This window comes from Escherichia sp. MOD1-EC5990 (assembly GCF_002965285.1).
Taxonomy (GTDB): domain Bacteria; phylum Pseudomonadota; class Gammaproteobacteria; order Enterobacterales; family Enterobacteriaceae; genus Escherichia; species Escherichia coli_F.
The window spans coordinates 398,950-418,627 of sequence record NZ_PTRV01000001.1 but is presented as its reverse complement, the minus strand read 5'-3'; the positions used below and the strand labels follow the sequence as shown (position 1 = coordinate 418,627).

Annotated in this window: 18 protein-coding genes; 12 read left to right on the top strand and 6 right to left on the bottom strand. The window is 51.3% G+C overall.

Annotation, left to right across the window (positions count from 1 at the left end; translation table 11 throughout):
• Positions 1-31 precede the first annotated feature (31 nt).
• A complete protein-coding gene (gene modE, locus BEB42_RS02070; protein ID WP_001147432.1) occupies positions 32-820 on the bottom strand; it encodes a molybdenum-dependent transcriptional regulator in 789 nt (262 codons plus the stop codon).
• Positions 821-948: 128 nt separating this feature from the next.
• On the opposite strand from modE, the gene acrZ reads away from it, so the two are divergent.
• The 4 genes from acrZ (at position 949) to modC (ending at position 3,787) form a co-directional block, all read left to right on the top strand.
• On the top strand, positions 949-1,098 hold the full coding sequence (gene acrZ / locus BEB42_RS02065; protein WP_000891515.1) for a multidrug efflux pump accessory protein AcrZ: 150 nt from the start codon (positions 949-951) through the stop codon (positions 1,096-1,098).
• A gap of 165 nt (positions 1,099-1,263) precedes the next feature.
• Entirely contained in the window at positions 1,264-2,037 is a 774-nt protein-coding gene (gene modA / locus BEB42_RS02055; protein ID WP_032183732.1) for a molybdate ABC transporter substrate-binding protein, read from the top strand.
• Positions 2,037-2,726: a molybdate ABC transporter permease subunit gene (modB, locus tag BEB42_RS02050; RefSeq protein ID WP_000604034.1), complete on the top strand. Its 690-nt coding sequence runs from the start codon at positions 2,037-2,039 to the stop codon at positions 2,724-2,726. Before modA ends, modB begins: the two co-directional genes overlap by 1 nt.
• A gap of 2 nt (positions 2,727-2,728) precedes the next feature.
• Positions 2,729-3,787, top strand: coding sequence for a molybdenum ABC transporter ATP-binding protein ModC (modC, locus tag BEB42_RS02045; RefSeq protein WP_105267133.1), 1,059 nt, complete (start codon positions 2,729-2,731; stop codon positions 3,785-3,787).
• Here modC and ybhA read toward each other — a convergent pair whose 3' ends face one another.
• The gene (ybhA, locus tag BEB42_RS02040) at positions 3,788-4,606 is read right to left on the bottom strand and encodes a bifunctional pyridoxal phosphate/fructose-1,6-bisphosphate phosphatase (protein WP_105267132.1); all 819 of its coding nucleotides are present in this window, start codon (positions 4,604-4,606) and stop codon (positions 3,788-3,790) included.
• A gap of 154 nt (positions 4,607-4,760) precedes the next feature.
• Here ybhA and pgl point away from each other — a divergent pair, with 154 nt between their 5' ends.
• Positions 4,761-5,756 carry a 6-phosphogluconolactonase gene (gene pgl, locus BEB42_RS02035; RefSeq protein WP_000815435.1) on the top strand — a complete coding sequence of 332 codons (996 nt, stop codon included), beginning with the start codon at positions 4,761-4,763 and terminating at the stop codon, positions 5,754-5,756.
• A 40-nt stretch (positions 5,757-5,796) separates the two neighbouring features.
• On the opposite strand, the gene BEB42_RS02030 is transcribed toward pgl, so the two are convergent.
• On the bottom strand, positions 5,797-6,750 hold the full coding sequence (locus tag BEB42_RS02030) for a LysR family transcriptional regulator (RefSeq protein ID WP_010361054.1): 954 nt from the start codon (positions 6,748-6,750) through the stop codon (positions 5,797-5,799).
• 183 nt (positions 6,751-6,933) lie between these two features.
• Here BEB42_RS02030 and BEB42_RS02025 point away from each other — a divergent pair, with 183 nt between their 5' ends.
• The 3 genes from BEB42_RS02025 to BEB42_RS02015 all read left to right on the top strand — a co-directional run bounded on the left by BEB42_RS02025 (position 6,934) and on the right by BEB42_RS02015 (position 11,938).
• A complete protein-coding gene (locus BEB42_RS02025) occupies positions 6,934-7,986 on the top strand; it encodes a 4-oxalomesaconate tautomerase (protein ID WP_000723659.1) in 1,053 nt (350 codons plus the stop codon).
• Between the two features lie 74 nt (positions 7,987-8,060).
• Positions 8,061-9,494 (top strand): anion permease, encoded by a 1,434-nt coding sequence (locus BEB42_RS02020; RefSeq protein WP_001036488.1) that lies wholly within the window; start codon positions 8,061-8,063, stop codon positions 9,492-9,494.
• Between the two features lie 182 nt (positions 9,495-9,676).
• A complete protein-coding gene (locus BEB42_RS02015; RefSeq protein WP_000593879.1) occupies positions 9,677-11,938 on the top strand; it encodes a hydratase in 2,262 nt (753 codons plus the stop codon).
• A gap of 232 nt (positions 11,939-12,170) precedes the next feature.
• Here BEB42_RS02015 and BEB42_RS02010 read toward each other — a convergent pair whose 3' ends face one another.
• From BEB42_RS02010 to bioA, 3 genes are all read right to left on the bottom strand, one after another.
• Positions 12,171-13,454: a putative acyl-CoA thioester hydrolase gene (locus tag BEB42_RS02010; RefSeq protein WP_001091545.1), complete on the bottom strand. Its 1,284-nt coding sequence runs from the start codon at positions 13,452-13,454 to the stop codon at positions 12,171-12,173.
• Between the two features lie 151 nt (positions 13,455-13,605).
• Entirely contained in the window at positions 13,606-14,082 is a 477-nt protein-coding gene (locus tag BEB42_RS02000; protein ID WP_000767391.1) for a kinase inhibitor, read from the bottom strand.
• Positions 14,083-14,140: 58 nt separating this feature from the next.
• Positions 14,141-15,430 carry an adenosylmethionine--8-amino-7-oxononanoate transaminase gene (bioA, locus tag BEB42_RS01995; protein WP_010364894.1) on the bottom strand — a complete coding sequence of 430 codons (1,290 nt, stop codon included), beginning with the start codon at positions 15,428-15,430 and terminating at the stop codon, positions 14,141-14,143.
• A gap of 86 nt (positions 15,431-15,516) precedes the next feature.
• Between bioA and bioB the strand changes: the two genes are divergently transcribed.
• Genes bioB through bioD form a run of 4 tightly spaced genes read left to right on the top strand, consistent with a single transcriptional unit; the run spans position 15,517 to position 19,120 of the window.
• Positions 15,517-16,557 (top strand): biotin synthase BioB, encoded by a 1,041-nt coding sequence (bioB, locus tag BEB42_RS01990; RefSeq protein WP_000951213.1) that lies wholly within the window; start codon positions 15,517-15,519, stop codon positions 16,555-16,557.
• Positions 16,554-17,708, top strand: a complete 1,155-nt coding sequence (gene bioF, locus BEB42_RS01985) for an 8-amino-7-oxononanoate synthase (RefSeq protein ID WP_000118849.1) — start codon at positions 16,554-16,556, stop codon at positions 17,706-17,708. Before bioB ends, bioF begins: the two co-directional genes overlap by 4 nt.
• Positions 17,695-18,450: a malonyl-ACP O-methyltransferase BioC gene (bioC, locus tag BEB42_RS01980; RefSeq protein ID WP_000246779.1), complete on the top strand. Its 756-nt coding sequence runs from the start codon at positions 17,695-17,697 to the stop codon at positions 18,448-18,450. Before bioF ends, bioC begins: the two co-directional genes overlap by 14 nt.
• Positions 18,443-19,120, top strand: a complete 678-nt coding sequence (gene bioD, locus BEB42_RS01975; RefSeq protein ID WP_000044826.1) for a dethiobiotin synthase — start codon at positions 18,443-18,445, stop codon at positions 19,118-19,120. Before bioC ends, bioD begins: the two co-directional genes overlap by 8 nt.
• Positions 19,121-19,678: the final 558 nt, after the last annotated feature.

Sequence of the window (19,678 nt, the reverse complement as noted above, 5' to 3'; positions counted from 1 at the left end):
ATACGTGTTTCATAACAAATTGTCAACACGCTTAGCAAAGCGTAGCGATAATCACGCTGTCGGCGTTAAAGTAAGCCGTGGCATTCTGCCCTTGTTCAAGAGAAGCTGCTTCATTTATCGGCACCGTGGCGCACAGAGTTTGCCCGTCAGGTAACGCCATTAATACTTCGCACTGTTCTGCACCGCGCTCTATATGACGAATAATGCCCGGCAATTGGTTGTCGGCACCCTGGGCGACAGTGTCATCCTGAGTAATGTTCACCCACGGCGCTTTCAGCAGAATCAACACTTCTTTGCCTTCATCCAGTCCCAGACGTGCGCCACTTTGTGCGGTAATCGCGACTTTCAGGCGTGTTTTGCCATCGGCCAGTAAGACATCAACATGTTGTTGAATGTCATCATGATCGCGGGCGGTGATGGTGCCAAACCACTGGTTACGGGCACTGGTCTGCAGTGAAAAACGTGAGATCGCGGCCAGCAGGCTGTTCAGCGGCAAGGCGTCATCGTCACTTAACACATCAAAGGCTTTTTGCTGGATTTGCGCCAGTAAATCATAGAGCTGAATCAGTCGCTGACCATAGCGGGTCAGTACTGCGCCGCCGCCACCTTTACCGCCTGTTGCGCGCTCAACCAGAATATGCTCACTTAACTGATTCATCTCGTTAATGGCATCCCAGGCGCTTTTATAGCTGATACCGGCATCTTTCGCTCCCTGGCTAATGGAACCGGAAAGCGCAATGTGTTTTAGTAACGAAATGCGGCGCGGGTCGGCGAATAATTTTTGTTGGAGCTTAAGGGTGAGAAGGATTTCGGCCTGCATAACAATGTCCTGGCAAAAGTCTTATTGTGACGGAAAACGAACGCCACGCAAAGCTGACCGCACAAAAGGGGAGTGCTTTTCTGTGCTTAGCGGTTAGAATAGTCTCATGACTATATCTGGAGTTGACCATGTTAGAGTTATTAAAAAGTCTGGTATTCGCCGTAATCATGGTACCTGTCGTGATGGCCATCATCCTGGGTCTGATTTACGGTCTTGGTGAAGTATTCAACATCTTTTCTGGTGTTGGTAAAAAAGACCAGCCCGGACAAAATCATTGATTCCCTGAATGCCCGCTTAGTCGGGCATTTTCTTGTTCTCAACTTCCTGCTTTTCCTGCCGATATTTTTCTCATCTACCTCACAAAGGTTAGCAATAACTGCTGGGAAAATTCTGAGCTAGCCGTTATATTATCGCCTACATAACGTTGCATTAAGGGGTTACCAATGGCTCGTAAATGGTTGAACTTGTTTGCCGGGGCGGCACTCTCTTTCGCTGCTGCTGGCAATGTACTGGCAGATGAAGGGAAAATCACGGTATTCGCCGCCGCATCACTGACTAACGCAATGCAGGACATCGCTACGCAGTATAAAAAAGAGAAAGGCGTAGATGTCGTCTCTTCTTTCGCCTCGTCTTCTACCCTGGCCCGTCAGATTGAAGCGGGAGCGCCTGCGGATCTGTTTATCTCTGCCGATCAGAAATGGATGGATTATGCGGTTAATAAAAAAGCGATCGATACAGCTTCGCGCCAGACACTGCTCGGCAATAGCCTGGTCGTTGTAGCACCGAAAGCCAGCGAGCAGAAAGATTTCACCATCGACAGCAAAACCAACTGGACTTCGCTGCTGAATGGCGGTCGCCTGGCGGTTGGCGATCCGGAACATGTTCCCGCTGGCATTTATGCCAAAGAAGCACTGCAAAAACTGGGCGCATGGGATACGCTCTCCCCGAAACTGGCTCCGGCGGAAGATGTTCGTGGCGCGCTGGCGCTGGTCGAACGCAATGAAGCACCGCTGGGCATTGTTTACGGTTCTGACGCTGTTGCCAGCAAAGGGGTAAAAGTGGTTGCCACCTTCCCGGAAGATTCACATAAAAAAGTGGAATATCCGGTTGCTGTTGTGGAAGGACATAACAATGCGACAGTAAAAGCATTTTATGATTATCTGAAGGGACCGCAGGCTGCGGAAATTTTTAAACGCTACGGATTTACAACCAAGTAATGATACTGACCGATCCAGAATGGCAGGCGGTTTTATTAAGCCTGAAAGTTTCTTCCCTGGCTGTGCTGTTTAGCCTGCCGTTTGGGATCTTTTTTGCCTGGTTACTGGTGCGTTGCACATTTCCGGGCAAAGCTCTGCTCGACAGCGTACTGCATCTACCGCTGGTGTTACCGCCCGTGGTCGTCGGTTACTTGTTATTAGTTTCGATGGGACGGCGCGGATTTATCGGTGAACGTCTGTATGACTGGTTTGGCATTACCTTCGCCTTTAGCTGGCGTGGCGCGGTTCTCGCTGCCGCCGTGATGTCGTTTCCGTTGATGGTGCGGGCAATTCGTCTGGCGCTGGAAGGGGTTGATGTCAAACTGGAACAGGCCGCAAGAACATTGGGGGCAGGGCGCTGGCGCGTGTTCTTTACTATCACGTTACCGCTGACCTTACCGGGAATTATCGTCGGTACGGTACTGGCATTCGCTCGTTCGCTCGGTGAGTTTGGTGCAACCATCACCTTTGTTTCTAACATTCCTGGCGAAACGCGAACCATTCCTTCAGCCATGTATACCCTGATCCAGACCCCCGGCGGGGAAAGTGGCGCGGCGAGACTGTGCATTATCTCTATTGCGCTGGCGATGATCTCCCTGTTGATTTCTGAATGGCTGGCCAGAATCAGCCGTGAACGGGCGGGGCGCTAATCATGCTGGAACTGAATTTTTCCCAGACGTTGGGCAACCATTGCCTGACCATTAATGAAACGCTGCCCGCCAATGGTATCACTGCTATCTTTGGCGTCTCTGGTGCCGGAAAAACCTCGCTGATTAACGCCATCAGTGGGCTGACACGTCCACAAAAAGGGCGGATTGTCCTCAATGGTCGGGTACTAAATGACGCCGATAAAGGTATCTGCCTGACGCCAGAAAAGCGTCGCGTAGGCTATGTGTTTCAGGATGCGCGGCTGTTTCCGCATTACAAAGTACGTGGAAATCTGCGCTACGGCATGGCGAAAAGCATGGCCGATCAGTTCGATAAGCTGGTGGCGCTTTTAGGCATTGAACCGTTGCTTGACCGTTTACCAGGCAGCCTGTCCGGAGGCGAAAAACAGCGTGTGGCGATTGGGCGGGCTTTGCTGACAGCACCGGAATTGCTGTTGCTGGATGAACCACTGGCCTCGCTGGATCTTCCGCGAAAACGCGAGCTATTGCCTTATCTGCAACGGTTGACGCGGGAAATCAACATTCCGATGCTCTATGTCAGCCATTCGCTGGATGAGATCCTCCATCTGGCAGACCGAGTGATGGTACTGGAAAACGGCCAGGTGAAAGCGTTCGGTGCGCTGGAAGAAGTCTGGGGCAGTAGCGTAATGAATCCATGGTTGCCGAAAGAGCAACAAAGCAGCATTCTGAAAGTAACGGTACTGGAACATCATCCGCGTTACGCGATGACCGCGCTGGCGCTGGGCGATCAGCATTTGTGGGTCAATAAGCTGGATGAACCGCTGCAAGCCGCGCTACGCATCCGCATCCAGGCTTCCGATGTTTCTCTGGTTTTACAACCGCCGCAACAAACCAGCATCCGCAATGTGCTGCGCGCCAAAGTCGTCAATAGCTATGACGACAACGGTCAGGTGGAAGTGGAATTGGAAGTCGGCGGTAAAACGCTGTGGGCGCGAATAAGCCCGTGGGCCTGGGATGAACTGGCGATCAAACCTGGCCTATGGCTATACGCGCAAATTAAAAGTGTCTCGATAACCGCCTGATTAAATCAGGTGGTTATAAATGAACTGGGCAATGCTGTCGGTGGTGTTATCACCAATCACAATGTTGGCACGCGCTTTTACTGCGTCATCAGCGTTGCCCATCGCCACGCCTGTACCAGCGGCTTCCAGCATACTGATATCATTAAAATTATCGCCGAATGCGACGACGTTTTCCATCGACCAGCCTTGCGCCTCAACCCATTTCGTCAGGCGTTTACCTTTACTGTTACCACCGCGGGCAATATCAACCTGATCGTGCCAGGACCATTCACACTCCAGTCCCAATTCATGTTCAACATGCTTACCAAATTGCTGCAATTGCGGCAGGTCATCGTGTGTCAGGGCGAACTTCCATACTGCGTTAACTTCCTGCGCTGTCTCGGCCAGTGAAGCAACCTGGGTAAAGATCGGACGCTGTTCCGGCGGCAGGGTTTGCGCCCAGTTAGACGTGCGAATGACATGCCCGGTCGGGTGCTCATAGACCATTGCATCATCCACATACATCAGACCGTGAATGTGGTGTTCATTCAGCATCTCAATGAGTTGCAGGGCTTTATTAACGGGCATTGGATCGGCTTCAAGCACTGTTTTTGCATGATAATCATACAAATAGGTGCCATTACAGCAAATAGCAGGTGTATCCAGCGCCAGCGCCTGATAAAAAGGATGAATAGCGACGTGATGGCGGCCCGTGACGATGATTAATTGATAGCCTGCTTCGCGAGCGCGGGCCAGGGCTTCTATCGATGAAGGAAGCAAGGTTTTTTTCGGGGTCAATAAGGTGCCGTCTAAGTCGAGTGCAATCACGCGTGTGGTCATGGCGTATTCCAGATTAAGGTTAAGAATTTTCGTCTGCGCGAATGGTACACCGATACCACTATCGGACAAAATTCTGCGTTTTAATTCAGCATTCACCGCCAAAAGCGACTAATTTTAGCTGTTACAGTCAGTTGCTAAATGCAAAGGAGCATTCATGAAGCAAACAGTTTATATCGCCAGCCCTGAGAGCCAGCAAATTCACGTCTGGAACCTGAATCATGAAGGCGCACTGACGCTGACACAGGTTGTCGATGTGCCGGGGCAGGTGCAGCCGATGGTGGTCAGCCCGGACAAACGTTATCTCTATGTTGGTGTTCGCCCTGAGTTTCGCGTCCTGGCGTATCGTATCGCCCCGGACGATGGCGCACTGACCTTTGCCGCAGAGTCTGCGCTGCCGGGTAGTCCGACGCATATTTCCACCGATCACCAGGGGCAGTTTGTCTTTGTAGGTTCTTACAATGCGGGTAACGTGAGCGTAACGCGTCTGGAAGATGGCCTGCCAGTGGGCGTCGTCGATGTGGTCGAGGGGCTGGACGGTTGCCATTCCGCCAATATCTCACCGGACAACCGTACGTTGTGGGTTCCGGCATTAAAGCAGGATCGCATTTGCCTGTTTACGGTCAGCGATGATGGTCATCTGGTGGCGCAGGACCCTGCGGAAGTGACTACCGTTGAAGGGGCCGGCCCGCGTCATATGGTATTCCATCCAAACGAACAATATGCGTATTGCGTCAATGAGTTAAACAGCTCAGTGGATGTCTGGGAACTGAAAGATCCGCACGGCAATATCGAATGTGTCCAGACGCTGGATATGATGCCGGAAAACTTCTCCGACACCCGTTGGGCGGCTGATATTCATATCACCCCGGATGGGCGTCACTTATATGCCTGTGACCGTACTGCCAGCCTGATTACTGTCTTCAGCGTTTCGGAAGATGGCAGCGTGTTGAGTAAAGAAGGCTTCCAGCCAACGGAAACCCAGCCGCGCGGCTTTAATGTTGATCACAGCGGCAAGTATCTGATTGCCGCCGGGCAAAAATCTCACCACATCTCGGTATACGAAATTGTTGGCGAGCAGGGTCTACTGCATGAAAAAGGCCGTTATGCGGTCGGGCAGGGGCCAATGTGGGTAGTGGTGAACGCACACTAACCGCTGATTTACCCGGCGCAGTATCTCCTGCGCCGGAGTATTACCCCATTTCCTGTAACGCATGTCTCTGGCGTTCGACGATATTGGTCCACAAGTTGTCTTTATCGTCGGTCCATAAATTAATCAGCAAGGCAAAAAAGCGTTCTGCAGCCGGAGAAAGCACGGCATCTTTGCGGCGAATAATCCCCAATGTCCGACGTATAACCGGTTCCACCAGCGGGATACCAATAATCGAAGAATAGGGTGCATGGGGCATTGCCAGACCAGGAAGCGCCGAAATCCCCAGTCCCGCCTCCACCAGTCCTAATGACGTCGAAAGATGACGCACTTCGTAAAACCAGTCCAGCTTCCAGGGCTTGTCGGCCAGCTGTTGTTCTATCAAAAGTCGGTTGCCGCTGGAGGAGCGTACGCCAATCATTTTGTAACCCACTAACTCCTGCCATTCTACAAGCTGCTTTTTGGCTAATGGGTGGTCACGCCGACAGGCCAGCACAAACGGCTCGTTGACCAGTGGGGTAAAATCAATGGATGAATTTGTGACGTTGTTCATGTTTATGCCAAAGTCTGATTCGTTACACAGCACCGATTCCATGCAATTATTCGTGCCTTGTTCCAGAATCCGCACTTTAATATTGGGATACAGCTCATTAAATTTACCGATTGCCAGTGGTAAAAAATAAAATACTGCGGTCGGAATACACGCTAACGTCACCATACCACGATGATAAGCATTCATATCACGAATATTAAAAAGCGTTTCATCGAATTTCTTTATTAATTCCCGCGCCTCCGGGAGCAACCTTTTTCCTGCTTTTGTTAACGTAACCTTGCGAGTTGTACGCTCAAATAGTTGAATATGTAAATCCTCTTCCATCTTTTTTATTCTTCGCGTTAATGCAGGTTGCGTAATATTGAGTAATTTAGCAGCATTGTTAAATGAACTGGACTCTGCCAGTATGACAAATGCCTTCATACTTGATAATTCATGCTTCATTATTACTCCGAAAAATGGATGCGACGATTTTGGATGACAGGCAGTTAAAAATTTTAACTGCATTTAGCCAACTTAAATTAATGAAAAAATGTTATTAATCGTTGAGCTAAAGTCATTAGAGATGCTTTGCCCTTAATGTAACCATATCGCAATAAGTTATGTTTTTAAATTGAGGGCATTATTATGAAAAAAATACCCTGCGTGATGATGCGAGGTGGAACCTCGAGGGGCGCGTTCCTGTTAGCGGAACATCTACCCGAAGATCAAACGCAGCGCGATAAAATATTGATGGCAATTATGGGTTCCGGTAACGATCTGGAAATTGACGGTATTGGCGGCGGTAATCCGCTGACCAGTAAAGTCGCCATAATTAGCCGTTCCAGCGATCCGCGTGCTGACGTCGATTATCTGTTTGCTCAGGTTATCGTCCATGAGCAACGTGTCGACACAACACCTAACTGCGGCAATATGCTGTCTGGCGTTGGGGCATTCGCCATTGAAAATGGTTTGATTGCAGCGACTTCGCCAGTTACCCGCGTACGTATCCGCAACGTCAATACGGGTACGTTCATCGAAGCTGATGTGCAAACGCCAAATGGTGTTGTCGAATATGAAGGTAGTGCCAGGATTGACGGTGTACCGGGTACTGCCGCACCAGTTGCGCTCACTTTCCTGAATGCCGCCGGAACAAAAACTGGAAAAGTCTTCCCGACTGATAATCAGATTGATTATTTTGACGATGTTCCAGTGACTTGTATTGATATGGCGATGCCAGTCGTCATTATTCCGGCTGAATATCTGGGTAAAACAGGCTATGAATTACCGGCGGAACTGGATGCCGACAAAACATTATTAGCCCGCATTGAATCTATCCGCCTACAAGCGGGTAAAGCAATGGGCTTAGGTGATGTCAGTAATATGGTTATCCCTAAGCCTGTGCTTATTTCTCCAGCACAGAAAGGCGGGGCAATTAATGTGCGTTATTTTATGCCGCACTCCTGCCATCGTGCGCTGGCGATAACCGGTGCTATTGCCATTTCCAGTAGCTGTGCATTGGAAGGCACCGTCACCCGACAAATCGTCCCTTCTGTAGGATATGGCAATATCAATATTGAACATCCCAGTGGTGCGCTCGACGTTCATTTAAGCAATGAAGGTCAGGATGCCACAACCTTACGCGCATCTGTTATTCGGACGACCAGAAAAATATTTTCCGGTGAAGTTTATCTTCCCTGAAAAGGTCGTTGTCGTGATAAGGGCAATTAACAAAGGACTTCTGTATAAGTCATACAGAAAGAACAGGATTTTAAATGAATAAAAAATCGTTATGGAAGCTAATTCTGATATTAGCGATCCCATGTATTATTGGCTTTATGCCAGCTCCGGCAGGATTAAGCGAACTGGCGTGGGTGCTTTTTGGTATTTACCTGGCAGCAATCGTCGGGCTGGTTATCAAGCCTTTCCCGGAACCTGTCGTACTGTTAATTGCCGTTGCTGCCTCAATGGTGGTGGTCGGTAATTTATCCGATGGTGCATTTAAGACCACCGCCGTATTAAGCGGTTACTCTTCAGGTACCACCTGGCTGGTGTTCTCGGCGTTTACCTTAAGCGCCGCATTTGTGACCACAGGGTTAGGTAAACGTATTGCCTATTTATTGATTGGCAAAATTGGTAGCACTACCCTGGGGCTGGGTTACGTTACGGTATTCCTCGATCTGGTACTGGCTCCGGCAACACCGTCTAACACCGCGCGTGCGGGCGGCATTGTGTTACCGATCATCAACAGCGTGGCGGTGGCTTTGGGGTCAGAACCTGAAAAAAGCCCACGTCGTGTTGGACATTACCTGATGATGTCCATTTACATGGTTACTAAAACCACCAGCTATATGTTCTTTACTGCAATGGCGGGGAACATTCTGGCGCTGAAAATGATCAACGACATTCTGCACCTGCAAATTAGCTGGGGTGGATGGGCACTGGCCGCTGGTTTACCGGGCATCATTATGCTGCTGGTCACTCCGCTGGTGATTTACACCATGTATCCGCCAGAAATTAAAAAGGTGGATAACAAAACTATCGCTAAAGCGGGCCTTGCCGAACTGGGCCCGATGAAAATTCGCGAAAAAATGCTGCTCGGTGTCTTTGTGCTGGCGCTGTTGGGCTGGATTTTCAGTAAAACGCTCGGGGTAGATGAATCCACTGTGGCAATCGTTGTTATGGCGACCATGCTGCTGCTGGGGATCGTTACCTGGGAAGACGTGGTGAAAAATAAAGGCGGCTGGAATACCTTAATCTGGTACGGCGGTATTATCGGCTTAAGCTCCTTATTATCGAAAGTTAAATTCTTCGAATGGTTAGCTGAAGTCTTTAAAAATAACCTGGCATTTGACGGCCATGGTAACGTAGCTTTCTTCGTTATTATTTTCCTTAGCATCATCGTGCGTTATTTCTTTGCTTCCGGTAGTGCCTATATCGTTGCCATGTTACCGGTATTTGCCATGCTGGCGAACGTCTCCGGCGCACCGTTAATGTTAACTGCGCTGGCGCTGCTTTTCTCCAACTCCTATGGCGGCATGGTTACTCACTATGGCGGTGCGGCAGGTCCGGTCATCTTCGGCGTAGGCTATAACGATATTAAATCCTGGTGGTTGGTCGGTGCGGTACTGACGATATTAACCTTCCTGGTACATATCACCCTCGGCGTGTGGTGGTGGAATATGCTGATCGGCTGGAACATGCTGTAAATATACTCGTCATACTTCAAGTTGCATGTGCTGCGTCTGCGTTCGCTCACCCCAGTCACTTACTTATGTAAGCTCCTGGGGATTCACTCGCTTGCCGCCTTCCTGCAACTCGAATTATTTAGAGTATATCCATTTATTATCTTTCTGCGCACTTAACGGTGCGCAGATATCTGGAGCATTTGATGATCAAGTTATCTGAAAAAGGCGTGTTTCTCGCCAGTAATAACGAAATAATTGCCGAAGAACATTTCAGCGGCGAAATTAAAAAAGAAGAAGCCAAAAAAGGCACTATTGCCTGGTCTATTCTTTCTTCTCATAATACGTCCGGAAATATGGACAAACTTAAAATTAAGTTTGATTCATTAGCCTCTCATGATATTACCTTTGTTGGTATTGTACAGACCGCTAAAGCGTCCGGAATGGAACGTTTCCCGCTGCCGTATGTGCTGACCAACTGCCATAACTCACTCTGCGCCGTCGGCGGCACTATTAACGGTGATGACCATATTTTTGGTTTATCGGCAGCGCAGCGTTATGGCGGTATTTTTGTGCCTCCGCATATTGCTGTAATCCATCAATATATGCGTGAAATGATGGCAGGCGGCGGCAAAATGATCCTCGGGTCAGACAGCCACACCCGTTACGGTGCATTAGGGACAATGGCAGTCGGTGAGGGTGGCGGTGAGTTGGTAAAACAGCTGCTTAATGACACCTGGGATATCGACTATCCGGGAGTTGTTGCGGTGCATCTGACCGGAAAACCTGCCCCCTATGTTGGACCGCAGGATGTGGCGCTGGCGATCATTGGCGCGGTGTTCAAAAACGGTTACGTCAAAAACAAAGTCATGGAGTTTGTTGGACCGGGCGTTAGCGCGCTCTCTACCGATTTCCGTAACAGCGTTGACGTGATGACCACTGAAACCACCTGTTTAAGCTCCGTCTGGCAAACTGATGAAGAAGTGCATAACTGGCTGGCGCTGCACGGTCGCGGCCAGGATTATTGCCAGCTTAATCCACAACCGATGGCGTACTACGATGGTTGCATCAGCGTTGATTTAAGCGCCATCAAACCAATGATTGCGCTGCCGTTCCACCCGAGCAACGTGTATGAAATCGACACGCTTAACCAGAACCTGACCGACATTCTGCGTGAGATTGAAATTGAGTCCGAACGCGTGGCGCACGGTAAAGCCAAACTCTCGCTGCTGGATAAAGTAGAAAATGGTCGCCTGAAAGTGCAGCAGGGGATTATCGCGGGCTGTTCTGGCGGTAACTATGAAAACGTTATCGCTGCAGCTAATGCGCTGCGCGGTCAATCCTGTGGCAATGACACCTTCTCGCTGGCGGTTTATCCATCATCACAGCCGGTGTTTATGGATTTAGCCAAAAAAGGCGTGGTAGCAGATTTGATTGGCGCAGGCGCAATCATCAGAACTGCGTTTTGCGGCCCATGCTTTGGCGCGGGCGACACGCCAATCAACAACGGTTTGAGTATTCGCCACACCACGCGTAACTTCCCGAATCGCGAAGGCTCTAAGCCAGCCAACGGTCAGATGTCAGCGGTGGCGTTGATGGATGCCCGTTCTATCGCTGCAACAGCCGCAAACGGTGGTTATTTAACCTCTGCAAGTGAATTGGACTGCTGGGACATCGTGCCGGAGTATGCCTTCGATGTCACGCCGTATAAAAATCGCGTCTATCAGGGCTTTGTGAAAGGGGCGACCCAGCAATCGCTGATCTACGGACCGAACATCAAAGACTGGCCGGAATTGGGGGCGCTGACTGACAATATCGTCCTCAAAGTGTGCTCGAAGATCCTCGACGAAGTGACCACCACCGACGAATTGATTCCTTCCGGTGAAACCTCTTCTTATCGTTCAAATCCGATTGGTTTGGCGGAGTTTACCCTGTCACGCCGTGATCCGGGCTATGTTGGCAGAAGTAAAGCGACTGCCGAGCTGGAAAATCAGCGTCTGGCGGGCAATGTCAGCGAGCTGACAGAGGTGTTTGCGCGCATTAAGCAGATTGCTGGTCAGGAGCATATTGATCCGCTGCAAACTGAAATTGGCAGCATGGTCTATGCGGTGAAACCAGGCGATGGTTCTGCGCGTGAGCAGGCGGCGAGCTGCCAGCGTGTGATTGGCGGTCTGGCGAATATTGCTGAGGAGTACGCGACTAAACGCTACCGTTCTAACGTCATCAACTGGGGAATGTTACCGCTGCAGATGGCGGAAGTACCGAACTTTGAAGTGGGCGATTACATTTACATCCCTGGCATTAAAATGGCGCTGGATAATCCAGGTACGACGTTTAAAGGTTATGTGATCCATGAAGATGCGCCGGTAACAGAGATTACGCTCTATATGGAAAGTCTGACTGCTGAAGAGCGCGAGATTATCAAAGCGGGTAGTTTGATTAACTTCAATAAAAATCGTCAGCTTTAAAAAGCGCCATGTAAATGTTGGTCGCATCCGGCACTTATTGTCGGATGCGATGCTGACGCATCTTATCCGACCTACAAATCGCATCGAACCGTAGGCCGGATAAGGCGTTTACGCCGCATCCGGCACTTATTGTCGGATGCGATGCTGACGTATCTTATCTGACCTACGAATCGCATCGAACTGTAGGCCGGATAAGGCGTTTACGCCGCATCCGGCAAAAAGTTAATCGCTTTTACTTCTTCGCCTCTGCAACCACTTTGCTACCCACGCCGCGGTTATTGTATTCCCACATGCGGTTGTAGTTAGTGTCATTCCGATTACGCTGTACTTCGTCGTTATCATCAACGTTGCCAGTATTACCCGCAAACGGACGATTGGAAATCACCGCATCGGCCCACGGTTTAGCCGTGTTAAAACCTTCGTTGATGGCGCTATCACGGATCACCACCTGACCGTTGGTATTGGCATCAACATCCAGCGAGCGGCCCAGTTGCGCCACGCCATCACCGGAAGCATTGAAGCGGCTGTTTACGGCGAGGAAACCGTAATAGATGTTAGACAGCGTAGCCGGTGCAAACACATACGCTTCTTGCTGAGTACGTGAGTTCACCACGCGGAATTCGGTATTATCGAACACCACTGCGCCGCGACCAGAAACGATATCCACATCCCCTTCAATGTAACTGTTGGTCACCAGAGTACGCGGCTGACGGTTGGTTTCCAGACGGTTTTGCACACCACTGTTGGTGACAAAGAATGTATTCTGACGACCGAGAATGTTGACGTTATTGATCTGCACTTTGTCGCCATCAGTACGCAGTGCCACCGCCGGATGGTTACCCGCATCTACGCTATCACCCAGCGTGTTTTCGATGGTCAGGTTTTGCAGTTGCAGGCCATTGTTTTGTGACCAGAAGACCGCAGAGCAGAGAACGCCGATACTGTCGCTGCGTTTGCTCTGGCAGCTATCGTACATATACCACGCTGGTTTACCTGGCATATATTTGCCGCGCGGGTTGACGTCGTGACGCCAGTCGGCAGGGCTCATGCCCCCATCAAGGGAAAGCCCAATCTTCACATCAATCGGTTTTTCACCTGTACCGTACAGAGTAATTCCACCCGGAGCGGCAGGGACATACACCGTTCCCTGATATTCACCAGGCATCACGGCAATATACTGGCGCTTGTTGGTGCGCTTGATAATTGCCGCATCTACCGCCGCCTGAATCGTGGTATGCGTTACACCCGGAGTACCCGCCGGGCCGACAACAAAGTCAGGTTGCGCAGGCAGGGTAATCGGGGAAGGATTCCACGCTGCCGCACCTGGTGTCAGGGATGCAAAATAGTGTTGAGCATCGAAATTCTGCGCTTCTTTTGCCGACAGAATCGGGCGAGAAGAGGTACCAGGCGCGGTTTGATCAGAAGGACGTTGATCGGGCGGTGTTGAGCTACAGGCGGTCAGCGTCACGCCAAAAGCCAATGCCAGCGCCAGACGGGAAACTGAAAATGTGTTCACAGGTTGCTCCGGGCTATGAAATAGAAAAATGAATCCGTTGAAGCCTGCTTTTTTATACTAACTTGAGCGAAACGGGAAGGTAAAAAGACAAAAAGTTGTTTTTAATACCTTTAAGTGATACCAGATGGCATTGCGCCATCTGGTTGAGCAATTAACTAAACATCGCAGTAATCGAGGCGCTTGCCAGAGAGTGGAAATGGACGTTAAACCCGACCATCGCGCCGCTGGCACCTTCATCGACATCAATACGTTCTACATCCAGCGCGTGAACGGTAAAAATGTAGCGATGGGTTTCGCCTTTCGGCGGCGCTGCGCCATCGTACCCGGTTTTACCAAAGTCAGTTCGCGTCTGCAAAACGCCGTCTGGCATTGCTACCAGACCAGAGCCAAACCCTTGCGGTAATACGCGGGTATCAGCGGGTAAGTTAACAACTACCCAGTGCCACCAGCCAGAGCCAGTTGGCGCATCCGGGTCGTAGCAGGTGACGACAAAACTTTTGGTTCCCGCAGGAACATCATCCCATGCCAGATGCGGCGAAATATTATCGCCATCGTAACCCATGCCGTTAAAGACATGGCGATGCGGCAGCTTATCGCCATCGCGCAGATCATTACTAATGAGTTTCATGAACCCTCCTTTCTTGTTTGCAGAAAGTGTAGCCAGAAAACCTCACGCTGACTGCTCGTTATTGGCAAAAAAATGTTTCATCCTGCACCGCGCAATTAACCGCTGCGGTCAGGCGCTGCAACTGTTGCGGGTGAATGATATAGGGTGGCATCAGGTAAATCAGCTTGCCAAAAGGTCGGATCCAGACACCCTGTTCGACAAAGAATTTTTGCAGCGCAGCCATATTCACCGGACGAGTGGTTTCGACCACGCCAATCGCTCCCAGCACGCGCACATCGGCAACCATTTCGGCGTCACGGGCAGGAGCCAGTTGCTCGCGCAGTTGTGCTTCAATAGTCGCTACCTGCTGCTGCCAGTCGCCAGATTCGATAATGGCCAGGCTGGCGTTTGCTGCCGCGCAGGCCAGCGGATTGCCCATAAAGGTTGGCCCGTGCATAAAGCATCCGGCTTCGCCGTTGCTGATAGTTTCAGCCACTTCGCGCGTAGTGAGCGTGGCGGAAAGGGTCATCGTACCGCCGGTTAAGGCTTTACCGAGGCACAAAATGTCCGGCGCGATCCCCGCATGTTCGCAGGCAAACAGTTTGCCGGTACGACCAAAACCGGTGGCTATCTCGTCCGCAATCAGCAAGATACCTTCACGATCGCACATTTTGCGGATTCGTTTTAACCATTCCGGATGGTAGATGCGCATTCCGCCAGCGCCCTGAACAATCGGTTCAATGATCACCGCCGCGATTTCATGACGATGCGCCGCCATCAGACGTGCGAAGCCCACCATATCGCGTTCATCCCATTCGCCATCCATGCGGCTTTGCGGCGCGGGAGCAAACAGGTTTTCTGGCAGATAGCCTTTCCACAGGCTGTGCATTGAGTTGTCTGGATCGCACACCGACATCGCGCCAAAGGTATCGCCATGATAACCATTGCGGAAGGTCAGAAAACGCTGGCGCGCTTCGCCTTTGGCTTGCCAGTACTGCAACGCCATTTTCATCGCCACTTCCACCGCTACGGAGCCGGAGTCCGCGAGAAAAACGCACTCCAGCGGTTGCGGCGTCATCGCCACCAGTTTGCGGCATAGCTCGATGGCCGGCGCATGGGTGATACCGCCAAACATCACATGCGACATGGCATCAATTTGCGACTTCATCGCGGCATTAAGTTGTGGGTGATTGTAGCCGTGGATTGCCGCCCACCAGGACGACATACCGTCAATCAGGCGTCTGCCGTCAGACAAAATCAGCTCGCAACCTTCGGCGCTCGCCACCGGATAAACCGGTAGCGGGGAGGTCATGGATGTGTATGGGTGCCAGATATGGCGTTGGTCAAAGGCAAGATCGTCCGTTGTCATAATCGACTTGTAAACCAAATTGAAAAGATTTAGGTTTACAAGTCTACACCGAATTAACAACAAAAAACATGTTTTGGAGAAGCCCCATGGCTCACCGCCCACGCTGGACATTGTCGCAAGTCACAGAATTATTTGAAAAACCGTTGCTGGATCTGCTGTTTGAAGCGCAGCAGGTGCATCGTCAGCATTTCGATCCTCGTCAGGTGCAGGTCAGTACTTTGCTGTCAATTAAAACCGGAGCTTGTCCGGAAGATTGCAAATACTGTCCGCAAAGCTCGCGTTATAAAACCGGACTGGAAGCTGAGCGGTTGATGGAAGTTGAACAGGTACTGGAGTCGGCGCGCAAAGCGAAAGCGGCGGGATCGACGCGTTTTTGCATGGGCGCGGCGTGGAAGAATCCCCACGAACGCGATATGCCGTACCTGGAACAGATGGTGCAGGGGGTAAAAGCGATGGGCCTGGAGGCGTGTATGACGCTGGGCACGTTGAGTGAATCTCAGGCGCAGCGCCTCGCGAATGCCGGGCTGGATTACTACAACCACAACCTCGATACCTCGCCGGAGTTTTACGGCAATATCATCACCACACGCACTTATCAGGAACGTCTCGATACGCTGGAAAAAGTGCGCGATGCCGGGATCAAAGTCTGCTCAGGTGGCATTGTGGGTTTAGGCGAAACGGTAAAAGATCGCGCTGGATTATTGCTGCAACTGGCAAACCTGCCGACGCCGCCGGAAAGCGTACCAATCAACATGCTGGTGAAGGTGAAAGGCACGCCGCTGGCGGATAACGATGATGTCGATGCCTTTGATTTTATTCGCACTATTGCAGTCGCGCGGATCATGATGCCGACCTCTTACGTGCGCCTTTCTGCCGGACGCGAGCAGATGAACGAACAGACTCAGGCGATGTGCTTTATGGCTGGCGCAAACTCGATTTTCTACGGTTGCAAATTGCTGACCACGCCGAATCCGGAAGAAGATAAAGACCTGCAACTGTTCCGCAAACTGGGGTTAAATCCGCAGCAAACCGCAGTGCTGGCGGGCGATAACGAACAACAGCAACGTCTTGAACAGGCGCTGATGACCCCGGACACTGACGAATATTACAACGCGGCAGCACTATGAGCTGGCAGGAGAAAATCAACGCGGCGCTCGATGCGCGGCGTGCTGCCGATGCCCTGCGTCGCCGTTATCCGGTGGCGCAAGGGGCCGGACGCTGGCTGGTGGCGGATGAATGCCAGTATCTGAACTTTTCCAGTAACGATTATTTAGGTTTAAGTCATCATCCGCACATCATCCGTGCATGGAAGCAGGGTGCGGAGCAATTTGGCGTCGGTAGCGGCGGTTCCGGTCACGTCAGCGGTTATAGCGTGGCGCATCAGGCGCTGGAAGAAGAACTGGCCGAGTGGCTGGGCTATTCGCGGGCACTGCTGTTTATCTCTGGTTTTGCCGCTAACCAGGCAGTCATTACCGCGATGACGGCGAAAGAGGACCGTATTGTTGCCGATCGGCTGAGTCACGCCTCATTGCTGGAAGCTGCCAGTTTAAGCCCGTCGCAGCTTCGCCGTTTTACCCATAACGATGTCGCTCATCTGGCGCGACTGCTTGCTTCCCCCTGTCCGGGGCAGCAACTGGTGGTGACAGAAGGCGTGTTCAGCATGGACGGCGATAGTGCGCCACTGGCGGAAATCCAGCAGGTAACGCAACAGCACAACGGCTGGTTGATGGTCGACGATGCCCACGGCACGGGCGTGATCAGTGAACAGGGGCGCGGTAGCTGCTGGCAACAGCAGGTGAAACCGGAACTTCTGGTGGTGACTTTTGGCAAAGGATTTGGCGTCAGCGGGGCAGCGGTGCTTTGCTCCGATACGGTGGCGGATTATCTACTGCAATTTGCCCGCCATCTTATTTACAGCACCAGTATGCCGCCCGCTCAGGCGCAGGCATTACGTGCGTCGCTGGCGGTCATTCGCAGTGATGAGGGTGATGCACGGCGCGAAAAACTGGCGGCACTCATTACGCGTTTTCGTGCCGGAGTACAGGATTTGCCGTTTACGCTTGCTGATTCATACAGCGCCATCCAGCCATTGATTGTCGGTGATAACAGCCGTGCGTTACAACTGGCAGAAAAACTGCGCCAGCAAGGCTGCTGGGTCACGGCGATTCGCCCGCCAACCGTACCCGCTGGTACTGCGCGACTGCGCTTAACGCTAACCGCCGCGCATGAAATGCAGGATATCGACCGTCTGCTGGAGGTGCTGCATGGCAACGGTTAATAAACAAGCCATTGCTGCGGCATTTGGTCGGGCAGCCGCACATTATGAGCAACATGCGGATCTACAGCGCCAGAGTGCTGACGTCTTACTGGCAATGCTCCCACAGCGTAAATACACCCACGTACTGGATGCGGGTTGTGGACCTGGCTGGATGAGTCGCCACTGGCGGGAACGTCACGCGCAGGTGACAGCGTTAGATCTCTCGCCGCCAATGCTTGTTCAGGCACGCCAGAAGGATGCCGCAGACCATTATCTGGCGGGAGATATCGAATCCCTGCCGTTAGCGACTGCAACCTTCGATCTTGCATGGAGCAATCTCGCGGTGCAGTGGTGCGGTAATTTATCCACGGCACTTCGCGAGCTGTATCGCGTGGTGCGCCCCGGAGGCGTGGTCGCGTTTACCACGCTGGTGCAGGGATCGCTCCCCGAACTGCATCAGGCGTGGCAGGCGGTGGACGAGCGCCCGCATGCTAATCGCTTTTTACCGCCAGATGAAATCGAACAGTCGCTGAACGGCGTTAATTATCAACACCATATTCTGCCCATCACGCTTTGGTTTGATGATGCGCTCAGTGCCATGCGTTCGCTGAAAGGCATCGGTGCAACGCATCTTCATGAAGGGCGCTACCCACGAATATTAACGCGTTCGCAGTTGCAGCGATTGCAACTGGCCTGGCCGCAACAACAGGGGCGATATCCTCTGACGTATCATCTTTTTTTGGGAGTGATTGCTCGTGAGTAAACGTTATTTTGTCACCGGAACGGATACCGAAGTGGGGAAAACTGTCGCCAGTTGTGCACTTTTACAAGCCGCGAAGGCAGCAGGTTATCGGACGGCAGGTTATAAACCGGTCGCCTCTGGCAGCGAAAAGACCCCGGACGGCTTACGTAATAGTGACGCGCTGGCGTTACAGCACAACGGCAGCCTGCAGCTGGATTACGCAACGGTAAATCCTTACACCTTTGCAGAACCCACTTCGCCGCACATCATTAGCGCGCTAGAGGGCAGGCCGATAGAATCATCGGTAATGAGCGCTGGATTACGCGCGCTTGAACAACAGGCTGACTGGGTGTTAGTGGAAGGTGCTGGCGGCTGGTTTACGCCGCTTTCTGACACTTTCACTTTTGCGGATTGGGTAACACAGGAACAACTGCCGGTGATACTGGTAGTTGGTGTGAAACTCGGCTGTATTAATCACGCGATGTTGACGGCACAGGCAATACAACACGCCGGACTCACTCTGGCGGGTTGGGTGGCGAATGATGTCACGCCTCCTGGAAAACGTCACGCTGAATATATGACCACGCTCACCCGCATGATTCCCGCGCCGCTGCTGGGCGAAATTCCCTGGCTTGCAGAAAATCCAGAAAATGCGGCAACCGGAAAGTACATAAACCTTGCCTTGTTGTAGCCATCCTGTATTTGGTTAAATTGCGAGCGAGATCGCGTCTTCGGTTGACTGCAATTTAACCAATTAAATTCTAAAATAATCACGAAAAAAATTTTACTTCCGCATCATGCGGTGAATGTGGGAATTGCCCAGGCGGCGGGGGATAGGGGCTGCAGACAGTTATCCACTATTCCTGTGGATAACCATGTGTATTAGAGTTAGAAAACACGAGGCAAGCGAGAGAATACGCGGCTTGCACGCGAATTGGCGTTAAAGACGGCTCAAAGAAATATCTTTTATTTTTTAACTGGTTAGATAATTGCAATGGCAGTCACTGAAGAGGCATCTCTTGCCATAAAACTGTCATCACTCATCTTGACAAATGTTAAAAAAGCCGTTGCTTTGGGGATAACCCCGTAAGGCCGGAGTTTTATCTCGCCACAGAGTAAATTTTGCTCATGATTGACAGCGGAGTTTACGCTGTAACAGAAATATTATGGTGGGGAACTGTTTTTTTATCCAGTATAATTTGTTGGCATAATTAAGTACGACGAGTAAAATTACATACCTGCCCGCCCA